This window comes from Halopenitus persicus (assembly GCF_002355635.1).
Classification (GTDB): Archaea; Halobacteriota; Halobacteria; order Halobacteriales; family Haloferacaceae; genus Halopenitus; species Halopenitus persicus_A.
Genome location: NZ_AP017558.1, coordinates 154,302 through 168,774 on the forward strand (window position 1 = coordinate 154,302; position 14,473 = coordinate 168,774).

The window sequence follows — 14,473 nt, forward strand, 5'->3', positions numbered from 1 at the left end:
TGGGTGGTGGCGCACTAGCCATCACAACTCCAATGTCAGAGGAAAACGAGTACGGCGCCGGGCAGATCCAGGTCCTCGAAGGCCTCCAAGCCGTCCGGAAGCGCCCGGCGATGTACATCGGGTCGACCGACGGTCGCGGGTTACACCACCTCGTCTACGAGGTGGTCGACAACTCGATCGACGAGGCCCTCGCCGGCCACTGTTCGGAGATCGAGGTCACGATCCACGAGGACGGATCGGTGAGCGTCCACGACGACGGCCGCGGCATCCCGGTCGACACCCACGAGCAGTACGACCGTCCGGCCCTCGAGGTCATCATGACGGTCCTCCACGCCGGCGGGAAGTTCGACTCGAAGTCCTATCAGGTCTCCGGCGGACTCCACGGGGTCGGCGTGAGCGTCGTCAACGCGCTGGCCAGCAGCCTCGAGGTCGAGGTCAAACGCGACGGCGGCGTCTACCGCCACCGGTTCGACCACGGCGAGCCGGTCGAGGGCGCCTTCGAGCGCGTCCGCGGGATGGACCCCGACGAGGAGACGGGCACGACGATCCGATTCTGGCCCGACGCGGAGATCTTCGAGACGACCGACTTCGAGTACGGCACGCTCGCGAACCGGCTGCGCGAGCTCGCTTTCCTCAACTCCGGGGTCGCGATCACGCTGACAGACGAGCGGCCCGACGAGACCGACCGGGAGACGTTCCAGTACGAGGGCGGCATCCGCGAGTTCGTCGAATACCTCAACGAGACGCGGTCGCCGATCCACTCGGACGTCATCTACTTCACCGACGAGGCGGACGGCGTCCACGTCGAGATCGCGATGCAGGCGACCGAGGAGCTGCAGGGGTCGGTCCACGCGTTCGCGAACAACATCAACACCCGCGAGGGCGGCACCCACCTGACGGGCTTCAAAACCGCTCTGACCCGGACCGTCAACGACTACGCCAACGAACACGGCCTGATCGACGACCTCGAGGGGAACCTCAAGGGGGAGGACGTCCGCGAGGGGCTCACCGCGGTCATCTCGGTGAAACATCCCGACCCCCAGTTCGAGGGCCAGACGAAGACCAAACTCGGCAACTCGGAGGTCCGCGGGATCGTCGAGTCGGCGGTCCACGAACGCCTCGGGACCTACTTCGAGGAGGACCCCGACACCGCCCGGAAGGTCGTCCACAAGGCCGCCGAGGCCGCCCGGGCGCGAAAGGCCGCCAAGAAGGCCGAGGAACTCACCCGCCGGAAGTCGGCGCTCGAGTCGACCGCGTTGCCCGGCAAGCTCGCCGACTGCCAGACCCGGGATCCGGAGGAGGCCGAGCTGTTCGTGGTGGAGGGCGACAGCGCCGGCGGTTGCTTCACCGGTGACACGGAGATCGCACTCGCGTCCGGGCGATCGATCACGTTCGAGGAGCTCGTTAGGGAGCATAAAAACGGTGAAACGCACTACTGCTACACGGTCGGAGCCGATGGCAAGATCGGGCTCCAGCAGATCGCGAATCCGCGAATCACGAAAACTGATGCGAACCTCGTCGAAGTCACTCTCGATAACGGCGAGACGATACGGTGTACCCCCGACCACGAGTTCATGCTCAGGGACGGGAGCTACTGCGAGGCACAAGACCTTGATGAGGGCCGGTCGCTTATGCCGCTGTATCGGAAGACATCGGACACTAATGAAGAGAACATCACGATCGATGGCTATGAGATGGTAAAACAGCCGGTAATGCGTGACTTCTGGGAGTTTACTCACCTCCTTGCGGACCGATACAATTTGGAGAACGAAAGATACGGCAGAAGCGACGGAGAACACAAACACCATCTGGATTTCGATAAGCGAAATAATCGTCCCGGCAATATCCAGCGGCTCCCGGAAGACGAACATCTAGAGTTACACCGGGAACACGCAAAGCAAACACTCCATACGGAGGAAGTATACGAGAAACTTCGGGAACTCAGGCAGAGTGAGGAGTTCCGGGAGATGATGAGCGATCGTATGCAGCGAGAGGAGACTGTAGAGATTCTCCGGGAACAAGCCGAAGAACAGTGGGAAGACGAGGAGTACCGTGAGTATATGCGGGAGGCGTGGCAGGAATACTACGATAACAATCCGGAATACAGAGAACGCGTACGTGAACGTCTGACTGAGGAAGCTCGAAAGTACTGGGCTAACGAATCTCACCGTAAAGAGCAGTCAGAGCGGGTTGAGCAGTACTACGAGGAGAATCCGGAAGCTGTTGAAAAGCGACGGAAAGAGGCAAAAGAGCAGTGGGATAACGAGGAGCTTCTCGAATGGCGAAGTGAGAAGACAAAACAGCAGTGGGATGAAGAGTTTCGGGAACAGCGAATGGAGGCGTACAACCGGACTTACTTCGAGAATACGATCCCCTTTATGAAGGAAGTCCTGGAAGAGGAGGGCGATCTGGAGAACTACGACGAGCGCAGGCGGGAGAGAGACGATCCGAACGTCCTCACCAAATCAACGACGATAGAGAAATTCTTCGAAGGAGAGCCGGAGTTAATCGAGGCCGTACAGGCACATAACCACTCCGTCGTGTCGGTGGAACCCCTCGAAGACACCGAAGACGTGTACGATCTCGAAGTACCCGGAACCCACAACTTCGCGCTCGAATCAGGGGTGTTCGTCCACAACAGCGCCAAACAGGGTCGCAACCGCGAGAACCAGGCGATCCTCCCCTTAAAAGGGAAGATCCTCAACGTCGAGAAACACCGGCTCGACCGCATCCTTGAGAACGACGAGATCCGCGCGCTGATCACGGCGATCGGCGCCGGGATCGGCGAGGAGTTCGACATCGACGACGTCCGGTACAACAAGATCATCCTGCTCGTCGACGCCGACGTCGACGGCGCACACATCCGAACCCTCCTGTTGACGCTTTTATACCGGCACATGAAGCCGCTGATCGAGGCCGGCTACGTGTACGCGGCGCAGCCGCCGCTGTACCGGATCCGAAAGGGATCGGAAACGTACGACGCGATGACCGAGGCGGAACGCGACCGCATCATCGAGGAGGAGTGCGACGGCGACCCCGACCAGACCCAGCGGTTCAAGGGACTCGGGGAGATGAACCCCGATCAGCTGTGGAACACGACCATGGACCCCGAAAACCGAATCCTGAAACGGATAACCATCGACGACGCGGCCGCCGCCGATCGGATGTTCAACGTGCTGATGGGTGATGCGGTCGAGCCGCGCAAGCAGTTCATCAAGGAACACGCCACGGAGGCGGAGTGGGTGGACATCTGATGAGCTCCGACGTACCCGACGTCGACCCCGATGACGTCCGCGCCGCGCAGGTGACGAACGCCCGCATCGAGGACGAGATGGAACAGTCGTACATCGACTACGCGATGTCGGTCATCGCGGGACGCGCGCTCCCGGACGTTCGGGACGGACTCAAGCCCGTCCACCGGCGCATCCTCTACGCGATGCACGAGGCGGGCGTCACCAGCAACTCCCCGCACCGCAAGTCCTCGTCCGTGGTCGGCGAGACGATGGGCGACTACCACCCCCACGGCGACAGCGCCATCTACGACACGCTCGCGCGGATGGCCCAGGACTTCTCGATGCGGTATCCCCTCATCGACGGACAGGGGAACTTCGGGTCCATCGACGGCGATCCGCCGGCCGCGATGCGGTACACGGAGGCCCGGATGGCCCCCATCGCCGAGGAACTGCTCGCGGACATCGAGCGCGACACGGTCGACTTCCAGCCCAACTACGACGACCGCCTCGAGGAACCCGAGGTGTTGCCGTCGGCGATCCCGAACCTGCTCGTCAACGGCTCGTCGGGGATCGCCGTCGGGATGTCCACGAACATCCCGCCGCACAACCTCGGCGAGGTGATCGACGCGACCGTCGAGCTGATCGAGACGCCGGACGCGACCGTCGAGGACCTGATGAAACACGTCAAGGGTCCTGACTTCCCGACCGGCGCAAACATCGTCGGCCGAAACGCGGTACACAAGGCCTACAAGACGGGACGCGGCCGCGTCCGCGTCCGTGCCGAGTTCGAGGTCGACGAGGAGGCGGGCCGGATCGTCATCACCGAACTCCCCTACCAGCAGAACAAGTCCCGGCTCGTCGAGCGGATCGCCGAGGACGTCACCGAGGGTGCGATCGAGGGGATCCGCGACCTCCGAGACGAGTCCGACCGCGACGGGATCCGCGTCGTGGTCGATCTCAAACGCGACGCGATGGCGGAGGTGGTGAAAAACCAGCTGTTGGAGAGCCACCTCGAACGGACGTTCGGCGTCATCAACCTCGCCCTCGTCGACGGCGCACCGCAGGTGCTCGACCTCAAGGAGACGCTCGAACACTACGTCGAACACCGGCGCGACGTCGTTCGACGGCGTTCGGAACACGAGCTCGAGGAGCGCGAGGACCGCGCGCACATCCTCGAAGGCCGACTGAAGGCGCTCGAAAACGTCGACGACGTCGTCGAGACCATTCAGGACTCCGCGGATCGCGACGCCGCGAAGGCGGCGCTGGAGGCCGGCTACGGCTTCTCGGAGGCGCAGGCCGAACACATCGTCCGGATGCAGCTCGGATCGCTCACCTCGATGGAGACCCAGGAGATCGAGTCGGAGTACGCGGACGTCACCGCCCGGATCGAGCGGCTGGAGACGATCCTCGAGAACCCCGACGAGCTCGACCGGGTCATCATCGACGAGCTGGAGGCTATCAAAGACGAATACGACGACGAGCGCCGGACGAGCTTCATCGAGGACTCCGGCTCAGTCACCCACGAGGACCTCATCCCCGAGGAGGAGTGCGTCGTCGTGATGTCGGAGGACGACTACATCAAGCGGATGTCGCTGGAGACGTTCCGCGCGCAGAACCGCGGCGGGAAGGGGATCATCGGGACGGACCTCAAGGAGGGCGACCGGGTCGCCTCGGTGTTCATCGCGAACTCCCACGACTACCTGCTGGCGATCACCAACCGGGGACAGATCTATCAGCTGAAGACCTACGAGATCCCGGAGATGTCCCGGACGGCCCGTGGCAAGTCGGCGGTCAACCTCCTCGATCTGGACGACGGCGAGGAGATCCAGGCCGTCGTCGACTGCGACCGCGTCGGCGAGGACGTCGACGAGGAGCGGTACCTCACGATGGTCACCCGCGACGGCTACGTCAAGCGGACGTCCGTCGAGGCGTTCGAGAACATCCGGTCGACCGGGATCCGCGCGCTCCGACTGGAGGAGGGCGATGAACTGGTCGACGTCGAGGAGACCGACGGGGACGCCGACCTCGTGATCGGTACCGCCGACGGGATGGCGATCCGGTTCGACGAGGACGAAGTCCGGGCGATGGGCCGCAGCGCCCGCGGCGTCCGCGGGATCGACCTCGAGCCCGGCGACCGGGTGGCCGGACTCGCGGCCGTCGACCCGGACCGGCACGACTGGGTGCTGACGGTGACCGAGAACGGCTACGGGAAGCGGTCGGACGTCTCGGCGTACCGCGTCCAGTCGCGAAACGGCAAGGGACTCATCGACATCAAAACCGGCAGTCGGAACGGCTCCGTGGTCTCGATCGAGGCGGTCACCCACGGCGACCACCTGCTCGCGATGAGCGCCGGCGGCCAGATCATGCGGACTCGCGTCGAGGACGTCTCCATCGTCGGCCGGAACACGATGGGCGTGATCGTGATGGACCTGGCGGCCGACGACGAGGTGTCGTGTCTCGACATCGTCCCGGCGTCGATCGCCGAGGGAGAGACGGACGAGTAGCCCCTACAGGACGGTTTTGCCGAACGCGCTGGCCGCCAGCTCGGTCGCGAGCTCGGCCGTCTCGTTGTGGCTGTCGAGCGTCGGGTTCACCTCGACGAGCTCCATCGATCGGAGCCCGACGTCGGCGACCCGTTCCATCGCCGCGTGCGCCTCCCGATAGGTAGCCCCGCCGCGAACCGGGGTTCCGACGCCCGGTGCCTCGGTCGGGTCGAGCCAGTCGAGATCGAGGCTGACGTGGAGCCCGTCGACGCCGTCCGTGGCCGTCTCGATCGCCTCCTCGACGACGGCCGTGATCCCCCGGTCGTCGATGTCCGACATCGTGTAGGCGCTGATCCCGCGGTCGGCGATCCGCTCGCGCTCGGCGGGATCCACGCTGCGAAGCCCGACCAGGACGAGGTTCTCCTCCCGGAACCGCGGCGCGTGTGCCCAGTCCAACTCGGCGAACGAGCCGTATCCCAGCGCGGCCGCGAGCGGCATCCCGTGAACGTTTCCCGACGGGGAGGTCTCGGGCGTGTTCAGATCGGCGTGTGCGTCGAACCAGATCGCGCCGAGGTCGGCTCCCCGTGCAGCTCCGTTGAGCGTCCCGATCCCGATCGAATGGTCCCCGCCGAGCACGAGCGGCGTCTCGCCGTCCGCGAGCGACTCGGCCACGTCGTCGGCGAGTCGGGAGCAGACGTCGGCGGACTCCCGAAGGAACTTCGCAGTCCCCGACGGCGGGGCCTCCTGGTCCGGGTCCCGTTCCTCCGCCCGCGGAACGGACAGGTCGCCCCCGTCAACCGGGTCGACGCCCGCGCCGGCGAGTCGGTCGGCAAGCCCCGCATATCGGATCGCCGAGGGACCCATATCGACGCCGCGACGGTTCGCGCCGTAGTCGGTCGGCGCACCGATGATTCGAACTGTCCGCATACCGGCGACTCGAGCGCGAGGGGTTTGAAGCTGCGGGTCGAACCGATCCCGCTGGCCTCGGGAATCGGCGTCGGACCGATCGTTCCACCGCCTTTAAGCGGGGTCCGTGAGTAGATGATCGTATGTCATCGATCGAACTGACGTCCAGTCAGAAAACCATCCTCACGGCGCTCATCAACCTCTACCGCGAACAGGACGGGGCGGTCAAGGGGGAAACCATCGCGGCGGAAGTGGACCGGAACCCGGGCACCATCCGCAACCAGATGCAGAGCCTGAAGGCGCTCCAGCTCGTCGAGGGCGTCCCCGGCCCGAAGGGCGGATACAAACCGACTGCGAACGCCTACGAGGCGCTCGACGTCCAGCGGATGGACGAGCCGGCGAACGTCACGCTCCGTCACAAAGGCGAACTCGTCGAGGACGCGAACGTCGACGAGATCGACCTCTCGAGCGTTCACCACCCGGAACTGTGTCGCGCGGAGATCCACATTCAGGGGTCCGTTCGTGGCTTCTCCGAAGGCGATTCGGTCACCGTCGGGCCGACGCCGCTGTCGAAGCTCGTGATCGAGGGAACCGTCGACGGGAAGGACGACACCTCGAACGTCCTCATCCTCCGGATCGACGACATGCGGGCGCCGGTCGAGGAACCGTCCCACTGAGGGCGACGAAACCCCCACGACAGCGGCGGATGGGTGCCGATCGTGGGTGAACCGGGCGAACGAACGAGCGAAACTGGACGGAGCGTTCCCGAACGGCGCGTCGTGGCGTCCCCGGGGTCACATATCGCCGAAGGCGCTCACGCCGCGTCCCGGCGAGGAGACCTTCGCGATCCAGCGGCTCGCGATGCCCTTCTTCAACAGCTTCGCGGCCGGACCGCCGAAGGTGTTGATCGGGACGCCGGTGACGTCGTGGGCGACGGCCGCGTCGCCGACCGAGATGACGGTTCCCTTGTCCTCGTGTCGCCACGTCTTTAGCGGCGCGCCGCGGGCGGCGCGCGCGAGGTTCTCGCCGGCCACCTCGGCGGCCTGCCAGGCGGCCTGCGCCGTCGGGGGGGCGACGTCGTCGCCGCCCTGGCTAACGAGCGCGGTGTCGCCGATGGCGAAGACGCGCTCGTCGCTCGTGGTGAAGTCGGACTCGGCGATGACGCGGTTCGACCGATCGTCCATCTCGACGTCGACGCCCTCGAGTTCCGGCTGGCCGGTGATGCCGCCGGTCCAGACGAGCACGTCGTAGGGCAGCTCCTCGGGGTCCTCGTCCTCGCCGCCGCCGAGGTACACCGACTCCGCATCGGCCTTCGAGATGAAATCGCCCGTCAGGATCTCGATGTCGGCGTTCTCGAGGCGCTTTCGGAGCGCGCCCTGGACCTCGGGATCGTTTCCGGGGAAGACCTCGTCGAGCCCCTCGATGAGCGTCACGTCGATCGGCGCGCGGTGTTTGTCCCGGTACGCGGCGATCTCGCCGGCCGTTTGGATGCCGGAAAGCCCGGCGCCGCCGACGAGCACCCGGGCCGGATCGGACTGGGTGGCCTCCGCGGCCGCCTCCCGGACCTCCCGATGGATGTCGTGGGCGTCCTCGAGTCCCTTGAGCTGGTGGGCGTGCTCCTGCAGCCCCTCGATGCCGAAGAACGCCGTCGTCGATCCGATCGCGAGCAGCAGGTAATCGTACTCGAGGCTCGTTCCGTCGTCGGTCTCGAGCGTTCGGTCCTCGACGTCGACGTTCGTCACGCGGCCCTCTACGAAGCGCGTGGCGGGCGATTTGATCTCCTCGACGGGGATCGTGACCTTCGACTCGGTCGACGGGTCGCGGATGACGCGGTGGACTTCGTGTAAAACGAGGTGGTAGTCGTGTTCGGAGACCCACGTGAGCTCCGCCTCGCCGGCGTCGATCTCGTCCTCGAACGCCTTCACGGCGCCGGCGCCGGCGTAGCCGGAGCCGACGACGACAACTTGCGTACTCATACCCGAGCATCCTCAGCCAGCGGATAAAGTCGCTTTGGAACGTCCCTGCTCGGGACCGCTCTCGATGGTCCGAGGACGGCCACTCGGGCCGAAACCGTCACTCCAGCGAGAGGCCGGGGTGCCAGCGGTCGGCCTCGGAGGCCGCGACCACAGCGTCCATCCGGGCGAGGAGCGCCACGGCGAGAGTTGCCGTCGCTGCGGCGCGGTCGTCGCCCTCGGTTCGGAACTCGCCGGTCGTCCGGTCGGCATACACCGAACAGACCGCGCCGGCACGAAGTCCGTAGACGTTCGCGAGCGTGAGGATCGCGCTCGCCTCCATCTCGACGTTCAGCACGTTCGCCTCGCGCAGCTCATCGATGAGGTCCGCGGATCCGGCCGCCTCGAACCCCTCGAATCCGGGCCGTCCCTGGCCGGCATAAAAGGAGTCGGCGCTCATCGTGACGCCGACGTGGTACTCGTGCCCGAGCCGTTCGGCCGCCGCGACCAGCGCGGCGATCACCTCGTGGCTCGCCGCCGCCGGATAATCCGACCGGACGTACTCCTCGCTCGTTCCCTCCTGTCTGACGGCTCCCGAGGTGATGACGAGGTCGCCGACGTCGACGTCCGGCTGAATGCCGCCGCAGGAGCCGACCCGGATGAACGTCTCGACGCCGACCCGGGCGAGCTCCTCGACGGCGATCGCCGCCGAGGGCGATCCGATCCCGGTCGAACAGACCGATATCGGGACGTCATCGTAGCGTCCGGTCACGGTTCGATACTCGCGATGGCGGGCGACCTCCACGGGGTCGGTCCACCGGTCCGTGATCGTCTCGATACGGTCGGGGTCGCCCGGCAGCAGCACCGCGTCGGCGACGTCCTCGGGACCGACCTCGAGGTGGTACTGCGTCTCGTCGTTGGGGTCCTCGCTATCGCCGGCCATAGCTGCGGCTTCGGACGGTGCCACCATAGTGGTTGGCGTCGAGCCGGGCGGGGGAGAGCCACGCGTCGCCCGTACATTCTTTAGGCGGGGGGCGAAAACGACGGGTATGGTCGAAGCATTCGTTCGGCTACACTGTCCGGAGTGCGCGAAGGACTGGGAGGACTCGCCGACCGATCTCCCCGACCTGCGCACGAACTACAGCTGCGGGAACTGTCACGCAACGCGGCGACTCACGGAGTTCATGCGAACCGAACGCGACCTCGAGGCGGTCAAGCAGTTCCAATAACCGCCGACGCACCGACGAGGCCGTTCGATTCCAGCGTTCGTTTTTCCCCGGAGCGGGCTCGACGATCACTCGCCGGTCGGCGACCGGGCGCCACAGGCATCACACGCGACGAGCGTCGCGCCCTCCTCGGTGACGAGTCGCGTGTCCGGGAGTCCGCACTCGGGGCAGGTGACGAACGCCGCCGTGTAGTCGTCGATCGCCTCCGCGATCCGGTCGGCACGGAAGTCGCCGGTGAGCCGGGCACGGCCGCGCTCGTCGATCCCGGCGCTCGTCCCGAGTTCGCCCTGCAGGAACTGTAATACGTGGTTCGGCTCGCGGTCGAGCCGGTCGACGACGTCCTGGAAGTTCTCGAAGACCGTCGCGTGTCCTTCCTCGCGCACCTCCGGGTCGGGGACCTCGAAGCGCCCCTCCTCGCGCTGGATGTCGGGCGTTTCCTCGATCGCGCGGTCGAGTTTGTCGTCGTACTCCATATCGAAACCTTGCGATCGAAACGGGTTAAATTTCGCGGCCGCGGCCCTCCCGATTCGTGAGAATATCACGGGTAGCAGGCGTCTATGTCGAGGATGTGTGTTAACGGTGATCAAGATAATACTATAAACCCACAGTCGTTAGAAACGGGTGCCCATGAAGAAACAGGAGCTCATCCACCTGCACGGCCTTCTTTCGGAAGTACGAAAACAGTGCGAACACTGGGACGAGGACCTCGACCTCGAGGAGTACGAGACGATGGGCGTAAAGCCGACATCGATCCACAAATCGAAGACCGACCACAAAGCGGCCGTTTTCAAACTCGCGACCGGCATCACGGCGCCGATGGGCGAGGCCGAGTCCGAAACGCTGGCCCCCACCGCCGACTGAATCTCGACTCTCGTACCTCCACACCCGACGAACCACCCAGTGGCGACGCTACCGCTTGGAAACCGACCGCCACGCCGCGGCCGACTCCCATCCAGCCGAACGACTACGAGTCGTTCCTCCGGAAGGAGCGGAGTTCTCGCGCTTGTAGCGGCAAAACCGTCACTCGGTGTCCTCGACCATCTCCTCGAACTCGGGGAGGAGATCGTCCTCCTCGGAGTCCGATCCGTCGTCACTGCCCTCGGAACCGCTCGCGTCGCCCGACTCCGGGGCGTCGTTCGGCTCCGGATCATCATCCCCATTCGAGTCGGCGGCCGCCTCCTCAGGGATCTCCTCGACGGTCAACACCTTGAGCGGAACGTCCCGGAGTCGTTGTCCGATCTCCTTGCGCGCGATCCGCGAGGCGTGTTCGTCGCGGTCGACGTTGAACACCGTCATCTCGAGCTCGAGAGCCACCAGCGCCTCGTCGGCCGCGAGGAACGCCGGCGGCAGCTCCTCACCGTCCGGGGTCGTCCGTGTCCCCATATCGATCTCGACGTAGTTCAGGTCCGGATTCAGCATCTCTCCGGTCTTCGAGATGGCGATCCGTACCGCTTCATCGACCGTTTCGACGTCGTACACGGGAACCGCGGCCTCGACGACGACTCGACAATCCATCGTGTGGTAATCTAACGCACGAAGGGCTATGAAGGTTCGGCCGGGGTTACGGGTCGGCCCCCTGCCCGTCGACCCGCCTCACGGTGCTCGGTTCCGCACCTACCGGCGTCACTCGCCGCCGGACCGGAGGTAATGGAACACGTACGTCTGAACGTAGCCCGCGTACTCGCCGCCGAACCGATCACGGATCGCCCGCGACGTCTCGGCGTAGGCGCCGCGGTCGCACTCGGGGAACCGGTCGGCGATGACCGAACGGATCCACGTGTCGAGCGGGACCGCCTCGAGGTGATCCAGCGAGAACAGGCACACGCAGTCCGCCACCTTGTCACCGACCCCGACGAACCGGGTGAGGAACTCGCGTGCCGGCTCGTATTCGAGTGCCGCCGCCTCCCGTGGATGTGCCTCGCCCTCGGCGACCATCAGCGCGGTGCGCTCGACGTAGGGCGCCCGATACCCCAACGAGAGGTCGCGGAGCTCCTCTTCGGAGGCCGCCGCGAGCTGGTCGGGCCGAGGGAACGCGTGATAGGTCTCGCCCGCAAGGTCGACCGCGTCCCCGTAGGTCGCCGCGAGTCGGCGCTGCATCCCGTGGATCCGCGAGACGCGCATCTGTGCCGAGCAGATGAACGATATCAGACACGGGAACGGCGGATCTCGGACCAGCCGCATCCCGGGATAGGCCTCGACCGCGCGCTCCACGACCGGCAGATCGGGCATCGTCGCCAGCATCGAATCGAGGTCGTCATCGAGCCGCAGCAGATGGGTGAGAACGCCGGTCGCGCCAGCCGTCGCCTCCCACTCCAGCGTGCCGTCATCGACGCCACCGGTCTGACGGACGCGAACGGCGATCCGCTCCTCCGAGACGCCGTCGATCGGGGGCACGACGGTGCGATACCACTGCTCGCCGCCGTGGGCGCCCAGTCGGTCGTACATCGTTCCATCCGCCCGATCCCACAGATAGGTCTGGCCGCTCTCGAGCGTCGACTGGAGGTCGAAGGGTCCGGACACGTCCGCGAGATCGATCGTGCCGCGTTCCAGCGACCCATCGTCGACCGAGATCGTGGACGTCGTCCCGGCGCTCGCGTCCGACCCCGGTGGTTCCGATCCCATTGCCTTCGAGGTGGGTCCGGCGTCGTATTCGCGTTTCGATGTCGCGTGTCGAGGCGTGATCGCCGCCGTCCGGCGAGCCCTTTTGCCCGTTCGAGCCCAACCGGACGTATGCCGACCTACCGTCGCCGAACCCGGATCGCCGCACCGCTGTCGGACGTGTGGGCGTTTCACTCGCGGATCGAGGGACTGAAACGGCTCACCCCGCGGTGGGCGAACCTCCGGATCGACGGCATCGATCGTCCGGACGCCGCGACATCGCCGAACCGCTCGACGGCGAACGGGACGACGGGTGACGACGCGATGACCGACGAGCAGCCGACCGACGACCCAGTGACCCACGATCCGGCGACGGAGCTGACCGCCGGCACCGAGATCAGGCTGTCCGTCCGTCCGTTCGGGGTCGGCCCGCGACAGCAGGTCGTCTCGCGGATCCGCGACCGACATACCGGGAGCGGGCGCGCCTACTTCGTCGACGACATGCCCTCGGGACCGCTTCCGGAATGGGTCCACACGCACCTGTTTTTCGCCGACGGAGAGGACACGATCCTCGTCGACGACGTCCACTACCGACTGCCGTGTGGCGCCGTCACGGATCGGTTCGCGCCCGTGACGGACGCCGGCCTCGAGCTGGCCTTCCGTGACCGCCATCGGCGAACCAAGGCGGCCCTGGAGTGACGAGTTCCGGGCGACCGTTGGCGCCACGAGCCGACGGGAGTGGGACCGATCCGCGTTTCGACCCGACGACTGAAGCCCCCGGCCGTCGAACTGCCGATATGACCGTCGACGTCGTCGACCTCGATCACGTCGCACTGCGCGTCAGCGATCTCGACGCCGCCCTCGAGTTCTACCGCGACCTGCTCGGAATGAACGTCCGGGACCGTGACCGGTATGACGCCGGGGACGTCCCGTACGTGGCCGTCGCGGCCGGCGGACGGCACCTCCATCTCGTGCCGACCGACGAGCCGATCGACGTCGCCGGCGACCACGTCTGTCTGTTGGTCCGGTCGAGCGAGATGGAGACGAAGGCCGAACTCGAGGCGCTCCTCGAGCGGGTTGCGAGCGCCGGCTACACGGTCGAACCCGACGAGCCGCGAAAGCGATACGGCGCCTACGGACGCGACTGGGCCGCCTACGTGCGCGATCCCGACGGCCGCCGCGTCGAGCTCAAGCTCCACTGACGCGGCAGCCGCGTGGAAGTCGGTGCCACTATGTCGCCGCCGTCCGTGGGGTTTCCTATGAGCGGTGACAGTGCGCATGATGACGGGACGCGGGGCGACACCTTCGCCGTCGGCATCCACCTCACCGACGCCGAGTTCCGGTTCGTCGTCCGCGTTCCGTCCGCCATCGATTCCGACTGGTCCGACCCCGAGGCCTTCCAGTCGCTCGTCGAACGGCTCGTCTGGGAGCGACTCGACCGCGCAGCCGTCCTCGAGGCGATCGACCGAACCGCATCCGTCGGAGACACCGTGTCGCTCGGCACGATCACGCTCGAACCCGACGGCACCGTCGTGGACGCGTCGCTGCGAGATCCGTCCGCCGAGTGACAGGATTCCCCTCGATCGGCGTCGTCCGACCGTGGGGGATGCCACTCTCGGTTGGGTCGTGACTGCTCCGACGGCTTTCGTTCTCCCGGTTGGGTCGTGGGCGATGGTACGCGTGGGTCGTGATCACTGGCACGTGCGGAGCCTGCCGTCCCGTCTCGGGCCATCCGGTCGGGGGTTGTCACTGGTCGGTGAAAATGAATGAATGGATGAATGGATGGATGAATGAATGAAAGTATGAGTGGGTAGGCGGCGAACCAGCGATCCCAGAGGGTCTCCCACTCCAGTACTGGCTGGTACGCTGGCAGGCTTCACTTCCGTGTTCGGAATGGGTACGGGTCTTTCCCTGCCGCTCTGGCCGCCTTCATGCCGACTTCCGGAGTCGAACCGGAACGACGCGACTGCGTCGACGCCAGTGTCGGTGGTCCGCACGTTCTCTCGAACGTGAACGTGACGACCGTGTCTACGTGCGATCCAGTTACCGCCTGAACTCGGCGTCCGACCGTGGAC

Annotated in this window: 14 protein-coding genes and 1 rRNA gene; 8 read left to right on the forward strand and 7 right to left on the reverse strand. The window is 65.8% G+C overall.

The features are described from left to right. The first annotated feature begins 32 nt into the window (after nucleotides 1–32). Both gyrB and gyrA read left to right on the forward strand, forming a co-directional pair. The gene (gyrB, locus tag CPZ00_RS00715) at nucleotides 33–3,254 is read left to right on the forward strand and encodes a DNA topoisomerase (ATP-hydrolyzing) subunit B (protein ID WP_096388920.1); all 3,222 of its coding nucleotides are present in this window, start codon (nucleotides 33–35) and stop codon (nucleotides 3,252–3,254) included. Then, nucleotides 3,254–5,737, forward strand: coding sequence for a DNA gyrase subunit A (gyrA, locus tag CPZ00_RS00720; RefSeq protein WP_096388921.1), 2,484 nt, complete (start codon nucleotides 3,254–3,256; stop codon nucleotides 5,735–5,737). The genes gyrB and gyrA overlap by 1 nt, the downstream gene beginning before the upstream one ends. A gap of 3 nt (nucleotides 5,738–5,740) precedes the next feature. Here the strand turns inward: gyrA and rocF are convergent, their stop codons facing one another. Beyond that, a complete protein-coding gene (gene rocF / locus CPZ00_RS00725; protein WP_096388922.1) occupies nucleotides 5,741–6,643 on the reverse strand; it encodes an arginase in 903 nt (300 codons plus the stop codon). Between the two features lie 122 nt (nucleotides 6,644–6,765). Here rocF and CPZ00_RS00730 point away from each other — a divergent pair, with 122 nt between their 5' ends. Then, the gene (locus CPZ00_RS00730; protein WP_096388923.1) at nucleotides 6,766–7,299 is read left to right on the forward strand and encodes an Rrf2 family transcriptional regulator; all 534 of its coding nucleotides are present in this window, start codon (nucleotides 6,766–6,768) and stop codon (nucleotides 7,297–7,299) included. Nucleotides 7,300–7,416: 117 nt separating this feature from the next. On the opposite strand, the gene CPZ00_RS00735 is transcribed toward CPZ00_RS00730, so the two are convergent. Continuing rightward, nucleotides 7,417–8,598: an NAD(P)/FAD-dependent oxidoreductase gene (locus tag CPZ00_RS00735; protein WP_096388924.1), complete on the reverse strand. Its 1,182-nt coding sequence runs from the start codon at nucleotides 8,596–8,598 to the stop codon at nucleotides 7,417–7,419. 97 nt (nucleotides 8,599–8,695) lie between these two features. Next, a complete protein-coding gene (locus tag CPZ00_RS00740) occupies nucleotides 8,696–9,517 on the reverse strand; it encodes a nucleoside phosphorylase (RefSeq protein WP_096388925.1) in 822 nt (273 codons plus the stop codon). A 106-nt stretch (nucleotides 9,518–9,623) separates the two neighbouring features. On the opposite strand from CPZ00_RS00740, the gene CPZ00_RS00745 reads away from it, so the two are divergent. After that, the gene (locus tag CPZ00_RS00745; protein ID WP_096388926.1) at nucleotides 9,624–9,803 is read left to right on the forward strand and encodes a DUF7836 family putative zinc-binding protein; all 180 of its coding nucleotides are present in this window, start codon (nucleotides 9,624–9,626) and stop codon (nucleotides 9,801–9,803) included. A 65-nt stretch (nucleotides 9,804–9,868) separates the two neighbouring features. Here the strand turns inward: CPZ00_RS00745 and CPZ00_RS00750 are convergent, their stop codons facing one another. Then, a complete protein-coding gene (locus CPZ00_RS00750) occupies nucleotides 9,869–10,273 on the reverse strand; it encodes a translation initiation factor IF-2 subunit beta (protein WP_096388927.1) in 405 nt (134 codons plus the stop codon). Between the two features lie 154 nt (nucleotides 10,274–10,427). Between CPZ00_RS00750 and CPZ00_RS00755 the strand changes: the two genes are divergently transcribed. After that, nucleotides 10,428–10,661 (forward strand): UPF0058 family protein, encoded by a 234-nt coding sequence (locus CPZ00_RS00755; protein ID WP_096388928.1) that lies wholly within the window; start codon nucleotides 10,428–10,430, stop codon nucleotides 10,659–10,661. 159 nt (nucleotides 10,662–10,820) lie between these two features. Here CPZ00_RS00755 and CPZ00_RS00760 read toward each other — a convergent pair whose 3' ends face one another. Then, entirely contained in the window at nucleotides 10,821–11,315 is a 495-nt protein-coding gene (locus CPZ00_RS00760) for a DUF555 domain-containing protein (protein WP_096388929.1), read from the reverse strand. A 108-nt stretch (nucleotides 11,316–11,423) separates the two neighbouring features. Continuing rightward, a complete protein-coding gene (locus tag CPZ00_RS00765) occupies nucleotides 11,424–12,350 on the reverse strand; it encodes a DNA-3-methyladenine glycosylase family protein (RefSeq protein WP_096391543.1) in 927 nt (308 codons plus the stop codon). A 180-nt stretch (nucleotides 12,351–12,530) separates the two neighbouring features. Between CPZ00_RS00765 and CPZ00_RS00770 the strand changes: the two genes are divergently transcribed. The 3 genes from CPZ00_RS00770 to CPZ00_RS00780 all read left to right on the forward strand — a co-directional run bounded on the left by CPZ00_RS00770 (nucleotide 12,531) and on the right by CPZ00_RS00780 (nucleotide 13,966). Then, nucleotides 12,531–13,097: an SRPBCC family protein gene (locus CPZ00_RS00770; protein ID WP_096388930.1), complete on the forward strand. Its 567-nt coding sequence runs from the start codon at nucleotides 12,531–12,533 to the stop codon at nucleotides 13,095–13,097. Nucleotides 13,098–13,195: 98 nt separating this feature from the next. Further along, nucleotides 13,196–13,600, forward strand: a complete 405-nt coding sequence (locus CPZ00_RS00775) for a VOC family protein (RefSeq protein ID WP_096388931.1) — start codon at nucleotides 13,196–13,198, stop codon at nucleotides 13,598–13,600. A gap of 57 nt (nucleotides 13,601–13,657) precedes the next feature. Next, nucleotides 13,658–13,966 (forward strand): hypothetical protein, encoded by a 309-nt coding sequence (locus tag CPZ00_RS00780; protein ID WP_096388932.1) that lies wholly within the window; start codon nucleotides 13,658–13,660, stop codon nucleotides 13,964–13,966. Nucleotides 13,967–14,207: 241 nt separating this feature from the next. Here the strand turns inward: CPZ00_RS00780 and rrf are convergent. Continuing rightward, a 5S ribosomal RNA gene (gene rrf / locus CPZ00_RS00785) occupies nucleotides 14,208–14,329 on the reverse strand. Between the last annotated feature and the right edge of the window lie 144 nt (nucleotides 14,330–14,473).

Excerpts from the sequence above, each read along its gene's own strand:
- CPZ00_RS00780 (WP_096388932.1), top strand. The coding sequence starts at position 13,658 with ATGAGCGGTGACAGTGCGCATGATGACGGGACGCGGGGCGACACCTTC.
- CPZ00_RS00730 (WP_096388923.1), top strand. The coding sequence starts at position 6,766 with ATGTCATCGATCGAACTGACGTCCAGTCAGAAAACCATCCTCACGGCG.
- CPZ00_RS00745 (WP_096388926.1), top strand. The coding sequence starts at position 9,624 with ATGGTCGAAGCATTCGTTCGGCTACACTGTCCGGAGTGCGCGAAGGAC.
- CPZ00_RS00770 (WP_096388930.1), top strand. The coding sequence starts at position 12,531 with ATGCCGACCTACCGTCGCCGAACCCGGATCGCCGCACCGCTGTCGGAC.
- CPZ00_RS00750 (WP_096388927.1), bottom strand. The coding sequence starts at position 10,273 with ATGGAGTACGACGACAAACTCGACCGCGCGATCGAGGAAACGCCCGAC.
- CPZ00_RS00755 (WP_096388928.1), top strand. The coding sequence starts at position 10,428 with ATGAAGAAACAGGAGCTCATCCACCTGCACGGCCTTCTTTCGGAAGTA.
- rocF (WP_096388922.1), bottom strand. The coding sequence starts at position 6,643 with ATGCGGACAGTTCGAATCATCGGTGCGCCGACCGACTACGGCGCGAAC.
- CPZ00_RS00735 (WP_096388924.1), bottom strand. The coding sequence starts at position 8,598 with ATGAGTACGCAAGTTGTCGTCGTCGGCTCCGGCTACGCCGGCGCCGGC.
- CPZ00_RS00775 (WP_096388931.1), top strand. The coding sequence starts at position 13,196 with ATGACCGTCGACGTCGTCGACCTCGATCACGTCGCACTGCGCGTCAGC.
- CPZ00_RS00740 (WP_096388925.1), bottom strand. The coding sequence starts at position 9,517 with ATGGCCGGCGATAGCGAGGACCCCAACGACGAGACGCAGTACCACCTC.
- CPZ00_RS00760 (WP_096388929.1), bottom strand. The coding sequence starts at position 11,315 with ATGGATTGTCGAGTCGTCGTCGAGGCCGCGGTTCCCGTGTACGACGTC.
- gyrA (WP_096388921.1), top strand. The coding sequence starts at position 3,254 with ATGAGCTCCGACGTACCCGACGTCGACCCCGATGACGTCCGCGCCGCG.
- gyrB (WP_096388920.1), top strand. The coding sequence starts at position 33 with ATGTCAGAGGAAAACGAGTACGGCGCCGGGCAGATCCAGGTCCTCGAA.